The organism is Pseudomonas sp. ChxA, from assembly GCF_030263855.1.
Taxonomy (GTDB): Bacteria; Pseudomonadota; Gammaproteobacteria; order Pseudomonadales; family Pseudomonadaceae; genus Aquipseudomonas; species Aquipseudomonas fluorescens_CB.
Genome location: NZ_JARPMK010000003.1, coordinates 1 through 8,347, shown reverse-complemented (window position 1 = coordinate 8,347; position 8,347 = coordinate 1). Strand labels below are relative to the sequence as shown.

7 protein-coding genes are annotated in these 8,347 nt (G+C 51.5%); 4 read left to right on the top strand and 3 right to left on the bottom strand.

The window, feature by feature from the left end; genetic code table 11:
• Nucleotides 1-121 precede the first annotated feature (121 nt).
• From P5706_RS33880 to P5706_RS33865, 4 genes are read left to right on the top strand one after another with little or no spacing between them, the layout of a single operon-like run.
• The gene (locus P5706_RS33880; RefSeq protein WP_285685011.1) at nucleotides 122-1,279 is read left to right on the top strand and encodes a tyrosine-type recombinase/integrase; all 1,158 of its coding nucleotides are present in this window, start codon (nucleotides 122-124) and stop codon (nucleotides 1,277-1,279) included.
• A 10-nt stretch (nucleotides 1,280-1,289) separates the two neighbouring features.
• Complete coding sequence (locus P5706_RS33875; protein ID WP_285685009.1) at nucleotides 1,290-2,900, top strand: site-specific integrase; 1,611 nt, start codon at nucleotides 1,290-1,292, stop codon at nucleotides 2,898-2,900.
• On the top strand, nucleotides 2,897-4,741 hold the full coding sequence (locus P5706_RS33870; protein WP_285685007.1) for a tyrosine-type recombinase/integrase: 1,845 nt from the start codon (nucleotides 2,897-2,899) through the stop codon (nucleotides 4,739-4,741). Before P5706_RS33875 ends, P5706_RS33870 begins: the two co-directional genes overlap by 4 nt.
• Complete coding sequence (locus P5706_RS33865) at nucleotides 4,731-5,144, top strand: TetR family transcriptional regulator (protein WP_285685005.1); 414 nt, start codon at nucleotides 4,731-4,733, stop codon at nucleotides 5,142-5,144. Before P5706_RS33870 ends, P5706_RS33865 begins: the two co-directional genes overlap by 11 nt.
• A gap of 146 nt (nucleotides 5,145-5,290) precedes the next feature.
• Here P5706_RS33865 and P5706_RS33860 read toward each other — a convergent pair whose 3' ends face one another.
• The 3 genes from P5706_RS33860 to P5706_RS33850 all read right to left on the bottom strand — a co-directional run bounded on the left by P5706_RS33860 (nucleotide 5,291) and on the right by P5706_RS33850 (nucleotide 8,120).
• A complete protein-coding gene (locus P5706_RS33860; RefSeq protein ID WP_285685003.1) occupies nucleotides 5,291-5,743 on the bottom strand; it encodes a chromate resistance protein ChrB domain-containing protein in 453 nt (150 codons plus the stop codon).
• Nucleotides 5,744-5,824: 81 nt separating this feature from the next.
• Complete coding sequence (chrA, locus tag P5706_RS33855; RefSeq protein WP_285685000.1) at nucleotides 5,825-7,183, bottom strand: chromate efflux transporter; 1,359 nt, start codon at nucleotides 7,181-7,183, stop codon at nucleotides 5,825-5,827.
• Nucleotides 7,176-8,120, bottom strand: a complete 945-nt coding sequence (locus P5706_RS33850; RefSeq protein ID WP_285684998.1) for a chromate resistance protein ChrB domain-containing protein — start codon at nucleotides 8,118-8,120, stop codon at nucleotides 7,176-7,178. The genes chrA and P5706_RS33850 overlap by 8 nt, the downstream gene beginning before the upstream one ends.
• Between the last annotated feature and the right edge of the window lie 227 nt (nucleotides 8,121-8,347).

The following is an 8,347-nucleotide window of genomic DNA, read 5'->3' as shown; positions in this document are numbered from 1 at the left end:
ATCTGAGGGGTGGAAATCGTTAGTAAATCCTGTACAGTCCGCGCCACCTTGTGAACCCCTCTGGAGCAGCGGTTTCCAGGCTTCATAAGGCAATTCATTGGAAGTGGTTTAAGGCAGCGGCATGAGGCTGGTATTCGCAACAAAAGACCTAGCATTAGCAGGTCGATCCTTTGAAGGTTTTCCTTTACTGATTGGGTCAGAGGGATGGCCAGTCGAGCCAGCTCAATCCTTCCTTTGGCACACCCTCATCGAGTCAGGCGAGGCTCTAAGTGATTTGACTTGGGAAGCCTATGGACGACGTCTGTACGATTACTTTGCCTTCCTGGAAGCCAATGGATTGGCATGGGATGAGGAAGTCCCAGCCCATGGTCTGAGCGTTCTGTCGAGGTACAGGGATTGGTCGAGCGGAGAATTAGCACTCGATCCCGGCACGGTGAACAATCGCCTAGCCTTGATCGTTAGGTTCTACCGATGGGCTAAGCAGCGGAACCTGATAACAGTTCTGCCATTTGGTGAAAAAAGGGTAAGAGCGGGGCAACATACCGGTCTTCTCAGTCATATTGCTCGACCTGACGCAGAGAGCACGAAAGTTTCGGTGATGGTTCGCGACCGAAAGCGCTTGACCAAATTCCTGACAAAGGATCAGGTCAAGGTATGCCTTGGCCTGGATACCGATCCAAGCCACCAGATACTGTTCCACCTCATGGTGCGTACCGGCCTTCGCTCCTGTGAGGCAAGGTCTTTTCCACTGAAATATGTATTCAACCCTAGGTTGAAGAAGGGACTGCGCCCAGGGCAAATGATTAGCGTTGCTCTTGATCCTTCAGACATGCATATCAAGTATGACCGGCCTAGAACTATTGACGTGCCATGGTCGCTGATGGAGAGCATGTGGTCTTATTCCCTTCATCAGCGGGAGGTTCGTAAGTCCAATGGTGATGGAAGTGTTACCGCGCTGCTGTTGACTAATGAAGGCAGGCACTATTCAAAAGACTCCGTAGTGGACGTTATGAAGTCCTATGAACGAAAGTGTGGCTTCTATGTTCGGGCCCATATGCTACGTCATACCTATGGGACTTACACTTTGCTTGCTCTTCGAAAAAGCAAAGAGTTTGAGGGTGAGCCGCTGTTGTATGTCAGGGACAGGTTAGGGCATTCAGATGTTCAAACAACAATGATTTACTTGCATCTTATCAACCAGCTTGAGGCTCAATCCGTTCTTGCGCATGAGGACGAAATTGACATGATGTTCATGGCGGATTCCACTAAGCGCACCTGAGGTAGTTACGTTGGCTCGGCAAAAAAACTATAAGGCGGCCTTGCAATCCGTCACTAAAGGATTCGAGTCTGTCGAAGACAGCATCAAGATTGATTTGCCGAGAAACCCTCGAAATCATAGGCAGCTCGACCATACTCAATACTTAGGCTTTGGCTTCGACGCTTGGGCAATTCAAAGTATTCATGTGATCAGGGCCTTGCTGCAAGGAGGTAACTTTTCCGTGTCCACGTTGATTGGTTACTCTGTGAATGGATTGAGGTTTTTCCTTGATTTCGTGGGAGGCGGAGCAATAAATTCTCCACCGACAACACCAAATGGCCTGACAAAACGCCACATGGAGCGTTTTATCTCTTGGCTAAAGCTAAAATATCCAAACGGTTCAACTGCCAAGAACTACTACACCAGCTTTAAGTCATTGGTCATTGTGCTAGCTGATTATGGGTTCATTGAAGCTGATACTGATGGTCTCTTGCCTCCCAATCCATTTCCTAATAATTCTCAAAGCACCAAGGACGCAGACCCGCTTTCCATGGGAGAAATGGAGAGGCTACTTGGGGCGTTGAAGTCTGACCTAATTGCTATCCATAAGGGCACATTTCTCGGTAACGGAGCTGAGGCAATGTCGGTAATGCTACTAATCACAGCGGCAAGATCCGGTATTAACACTACGCCACTTTTAGAGATGACTAGAGACGCACTCAAGCCTCATCCGTTTGTGCCAAATTTAAGATTGTTAAATACTATCAAGCGCAGGGGGAGAGGTGCGCAGAGCAAGACGATACGGCAAACTAATTTGGTTGATGAGTTCAGCACTATCCCGCTCGATGGTGTTGCAGTCTTGAATAAAGCCCTCGAAATAAGTAAGCCTCTTGTGGCTCTTGCATCCGAAGAAATTCGTTCACATATTTGGTTGTACCGCTCAGGGCAACGAGGTGGCGAGAATAAAATTGTTTACCTTAAACCTGGCGCTTTATATGTTTCGACTAAAAACATCTGTGAGCGTCATGCACTCCAGGACGATCAAGGTGAGCGCCTGCACGTAACGCTTAGTCGGCTGCGAAAGACTATGGAGAGCCGTTTGTGGAAGCTGAGCGGTGGTGACATCCTGGAAGTTTCCTCCGTCATGGGCCATAGCCCCGCTGTCGCAGATAACCACTATCTGAAAATTAACGATGAGATCAAGGTCGAAGGCGCAACCTTTGTTGGGGAGGCCTTTCCGGACAAGCTACGTGGTATTAACGTCACCCCAACCCCACCAGGCGGCTGCAAGGATAGCTTGTACGGAAGCCGGGCCCCCAAGGATGGCGTAAATCATTGCTCTGAGTTCATTCACTGCCTAGGTTGCCCTAGCTATGCAATTGTGGGAACGGTGGAGGATTTATATCGATTATTCAGCTATCAGCAATTTCTGTATGCGGAAATTGAATATTTCATTACTGATGAGTGGGAGGAATGGCGTAAACGTCAGCTTGATTATATTCGGTTGATCAATGAGTTCACCTCCCGAAAATTTGACGCTGTGTTGGTAACTGAAGCCAGGGCCAAAGCTGAATATTCTCCGCACCTATTTTGGGCAAAAAAGATTGAATTTATTAAAAAGAAACGGAGCGGCTTGATTTGAATATCAGAAGCTCTAATGCCACATTGAAAGCATATGATGTTCTTATCGCACAGCCGGTTACAGCGAATGGCTTGAGCCCAGAAGAACGCGACGCTATTGTGATCAGTGCAATTATCAATGAGAAGGGCGAGACATTAGTCCTTAGCCGATTTGGTGACGCGCAGTGGGATTTACGTCCTTTTTTTGATCAGGCCAATGTTGCCGAGTCTTATAAAATCATCACCTGGGACATGAGTATGCCTCGGGCGCTTATAGATGACTGCAAAGCGGTTGCTTACGCATGGTTTAAAAGAGGTCTTCCCCGCTCCAAGCCCCCAATCGCACGCGGCATCACTACTTTCGCTACCGGAAGTGTTATGCCTTTTGTTCGTTGGTTGAACAATTTTGGTGTTTCAAGGTTTTCGGATGTCCGCCCTCTCCATATCAGTAACTATGTACACCATTGCAAAGAGGAATTGAAATTAAGGCCGCTTCCTCTGTATGGACGCTTACGGATTATTGATTTTTTATGGGTATTTTCCGCCGATACGATATTTCCTCTACAGAGTTATCCGTGGGGCGTAGCGTCGTTATGGCGGGTCTGTGGAATTGGTAAAATCAACGGCGCTGACGCTGCCGGTAAGAATGTAGGGCGGACAGATATTATTCCTCCTGGCGAACAATCCAAAATTTTCAATTATTGCGAAGAGATTGTTTCGCAGGCCAAAGGTGAATTGGCTGTCAGCGGCATTGGTTACCATCCCAGCGATGATCGAATATCCATTCGTGTCAGGGATGCTGTGCTGTATATAGTCTCAATTACTAGCGGTATGCGTAATGACGAAGCCATTGGGATTGAGGTTGGTGCCTGGCGCAAAGAGTTAAAAAATGGGGTGTTATTTTGCTGGGTTTCGACAATAGAACATAAAACTGGCAAGGGGCGCGTAGAATATCTTGTGCCAGAGTTAACTTTGGATGCGCTAGATCTTTTGGCAAAATACTCAGTGACTATCAGGAAGGAACTTGAGCAAGAGATTAGGCAACTTGCAAAAACTACAGATCCTATCAATCCCGCTGAGCATCTTTTAAGGTTGGAAAAAGCTCGGAAAGACTCGAAGAAGCTATTTCTGGGGCGGCACGCCAAGGGGGGTAAGCTCAAAGTGAGACATGTTGAGGCGCTCAGTGGTCAGGGTTCTAACGAAGCATTTGATCGAATCGCTAAAGCCGCTGGAAGCGACTGGCCACTGAGAACACACCAGTGCAGACGCACATATGCAAGGTGCTTCGTAGAGTCTCGTATGGGGCGTACTTCCCTGATCTGGCTTAAATGGCAGTTCAAACACAGCAGTATGAGCATGACCCAGCTTTATGCGTCCAATCCGCAGCAAGATCTGACACTTTTCGATGAGATCTTGCAGCAGATGACCGAGTTTAAAATTGACCTGATCGAATCATGGCTCGACGATCAGCCATTGGCCGGCGGGGCGGGTGAAAAGATTGTGGAGTTGAGGGCAATTCCAATCAAGGATAGAGCCGCTTTGCTTGCCCAGACTGCCCCTCATGCCAATATTCGTGCGACAGGACATGGCTGGTGCATCGCCACAGAGCGTGGCTGCGGAGGTGCTGGACTTTATGAAGCTACACGGTGTCCGGGTTGCAAAAATTCGGTGATTGATGAGTTTTTCGCTGGCACCTGGCAGGATATTTACAGCCAACAGCAGGAGCTGATCAAAATCGAAGACGCTGGCCCTGCCGTAAGGCAGCGCGCAGAGCGCGATTTGCAGATTGCACTTGATGTCATCTCCAGCTTGGGTCTTTCTCCAGTAAACGACGATATGGACGAGGCTGGCAATGGCAACTAGGCCCACTGAAGGTCAGCCCTCGGGTCGTTCAAGGTCGAAGACCCTTGATGTCCTTGATAAGGTCATTGATGGTCTTGTCGCAGGTAACGAAAAGCTTTCCATTGCCTCGGTTGCCCGAGCAGCAGGTGTTACGCCTGGTCTCATTCATAACACCTACCCAGCGGTGGCAGAGAGGATTCGCACCCTCATGGGCAAGTCGGTGCGCGCCCAACGTGATTCGAAGCATCAGGCGCTGATGGATGAGAAGCAAAAAACCAGGGCACTTCGCGCCGAAAATGACCAATTGTTGGCCGAGCTTGCTCGAATAGCGTCTGTGAACCAACGCCTGCTTTTTGAATTGGCGGAGCTTAAAGCCGTCTCCAGCGGAAAGGTTGTTGTTCTGAGTCCTAAGCCCGGCAAATAGGTCTCTATTGGCATTTGATCGTCCAAAGCTGATCGAGTCGGGTCGTGTAGCTAAGGCTTGCCATCGCGGCCCCGCAGGGGATGACTACTACTGCCACTAATGCAAAAAGCCCAGTCTTGGACTGGGCTTCAGTGCTTGTAGCCTCTTCACATTTGTGGAGGCCAGTTATGGGATTCACCCTGGCATTCTTTGCACCAAGCGTAGAGTGCGTCATACACGATCAGTCCGTGCGCCAGCATCTCATGATCGTCGGAATAGCGCTGCGACAGCCCAAGGGATATTGCGTATAACCCCGCTGATTGCGGCGTCAGATCCAGGCGCGAAGTATCTGCGCCACGCACGATCTTGGCCAACTGCCGCAAGGCGGGCTCATTGAGCTGGTACTTCTTCATAAACGCGTCGAAGCTGCACAGCTCTCCCTCGTGAGTCAGTTCTACGCCGGGAATATCGTAGGGCGCTGCGTCTTTCTCCGCTGCAATCCGCAGCACATCGCCGCTAGGCACGTATAAAAACTCGGGCTGAGGATCGATAAAGCGAGCGATCAGCCAGGGACAGGCGATGCGGTCGATCTTGGGTCGTTCACGGGTAATCCACCTCATGGAACACCTCCTACCTAGCTCTATAGGCTGGGTGATCAGGCGGGCCCGGTGCCCGCCAAAGACTGTTATATGACTCGTGTTTTACCGCAACAGATGCACTGCCAAGCCGACGAGTGCGCAGGCCATCAGCACCTGGATTACGCCCCGTTTGAAGCGAAACAAGGCAACTGCCGCCGCAATGGCGATCAGTGCAGAGGGCCAGTCCAGATTACCGCTGAAGCCCTTCGGCCAAAGCACGTGATAGCCGAAGAAGCACGCCAGATTGAGGATCACTCCAACTACTGCCGCTGTAATGGCAGTTAGCGGTGCAGTGAACTTGAGTTCGTTGTGGGTCGACTCCACCAGCGGGCCACCGGCGAGGATGAACAGGAACGAGGGCAGGAAGGTGAACCATGTCACCAGGGAAGCTGCGACGGCTCCAGCCATAAACACCTGATCGGCACCGAACACCTGCAAGACATAGGCCCCGACAAAGCCTACGAAGGCCACCACCATGATCAGCGGCCCTGGCGTGGTTTCCCCCAAGGCCAGCCCGTCTATCATCTGTGTCGGGGTCAGCCAGCCGTAGTGACCGACCGCGCCCTGGTAGACATAAGGGAGCACCGCATAAGCCCCACCGAAGGTCAGTAATGCGGCTTTGGTGAAGAACCAGCCCATCTGGGTCAAGGTGCCTTCCCAGCCAAAAAGTGCGGTCAGGACGCCCATGGGCAAGGCCCACAACATTGCGCCGACGAAGGCCAGCAACACCAGCTTCGGCCAGCTGAAGCTGGCATGTTCAGGGGATGGGGTGTCGTCATCGATCAAGGCCGGGCCGAAGGACTTTTTGGCGGCGCTATGGCCCCCGGCTCTGAACTTCTCGGGTGCTAGGCGTCCGCCGACATAGCCGATCAAAGCGGCACCCAGAACGATTAACGGGAACGGAACATTGAATGCGAAGATGGCGGTGAATGAAGCTGCTGCTATCGCCCACAGCCAATTGTTCTTCAATGCCCGAGAGCCGATTCGATGGGCCGCCTGCACGACGATGGCGGTCACGGCAGGCTTGATGCCATAGAAGAGCCCAGCCACCACAGGCACTTCGCCGAAGGCGATGTACATCCACGACAAAGCGATCAGGATGAACAACGAAGGCAGCACAAACAGTACGCCAGCAATCACCCCACCCCAGGTTCGATGCATCAGCCAGCCGATATAGGTTGCCAACTGCTGAGCCTCTGGCCCAGGGAGCAACATGCAGTAGTTGAGGGCATGCAGGAATCTGCGCTCGGATATCCAGCGCCGCCGCTCTACCAATTCCTGGTGCATGATCGAGATCTGTCCCGCAGGCCCGCCGAAGCTGATGAATCCGAGCTTCAACCAGAACCAGAACGCCTCACGCAAACTGATCGGATCAGGTCTCGACAATTCTTCTTCAACCATGGGTGCGAAAACCTTATTCATTGGGTTGTTCCTCTTTCACAAACCCGGCGAGCAGGCCGTCGAAGATCGCGCTCGCGGCAGCCAGCAGATGGTCGTCGTGGGTAATGGTTTCGCGTAGACCGGCCAGCACGCGCTCGACACCGGCAGCCTCCACCGGCTGAATGCCTCCAACATCGAGGTAATGCACCAAGGCCGCGATACGGTTAAGGCCGGGCTCCTGAAGTTCAAAGCTGGCTTGTAAAGTTTCGAAGCTCACGCGATTGCCCACATGGCTGAAGGTTGCCTCATCGAAGTCAAAGCCCAGTGCATCCACCGGACAATCTTGTGGCGTGTTCAGCCAGAGGATCTGAGCCTGCGGGTCAATGAAGCGGCGAATCAGCCATGCACAGGCCAGCCGGTCGACCCAGGGACGCTTGCGTGTTGCCCAAACACGACTCTGATAATCATCAAGATTAAGTGGCGTGATTGGTTGATTGCGGCTGTGTGGCTCATCTGGAGACAGGGCTCTGCTGACCGCCGTCTCTAGCTCCTGCAAAGCCGAATCAAGCTGCTGTTTCGGCCTGCCTGGAAAGTAATCGATGCCGGTCAGCTGATCGTAGGCTTTACGCAGCTTGCGAATCTGCTTGGTGGTGGTAAGTGCATTCTCAGTCGTGAGTTGACCCCGGCATTCTTCGATCTCGGTGCGCAGTTTGCTGTAGTCCTCGCTACGGTCGAACAGCTCGATAAAGCGCTCACCATTAGGATCGACCACGGGCAGGATGTAAGCAGTTCCATTGATCGCCAGGATGTCGCGCTCGACAGCGGCGAGCGTTTCACGACAGGCGTCGGTGTCCGGCAACAGATAGGCACCATCGCGCAAAACCGCCGCACCTGATGCTTTCAGGGCACGCCACGCACGCATTCGTTCAGTGGCATTGGCCGTGGGAAGGCCAAGAATCAGAGAAAGCCAGGTTTTCATGTAGATACTGCTATTTATTTTGTAGGTGTCGCTACTCTGATCCTGTTCTCTTCAGCTGTAAAGCTGGTTTTAAAATCATGAGTTTTACGAATTTCTACCGGGCTAAGGTCGGGAAGCCATTCCTTGTTTCAGCTCGAAATGGCTAATTCAGCGAGAAAAATATTAGTAGTAAGAAATCTATATAAATCAAATAGTTAATGTCTTCTAACAGTTAGTATCATTCAGAT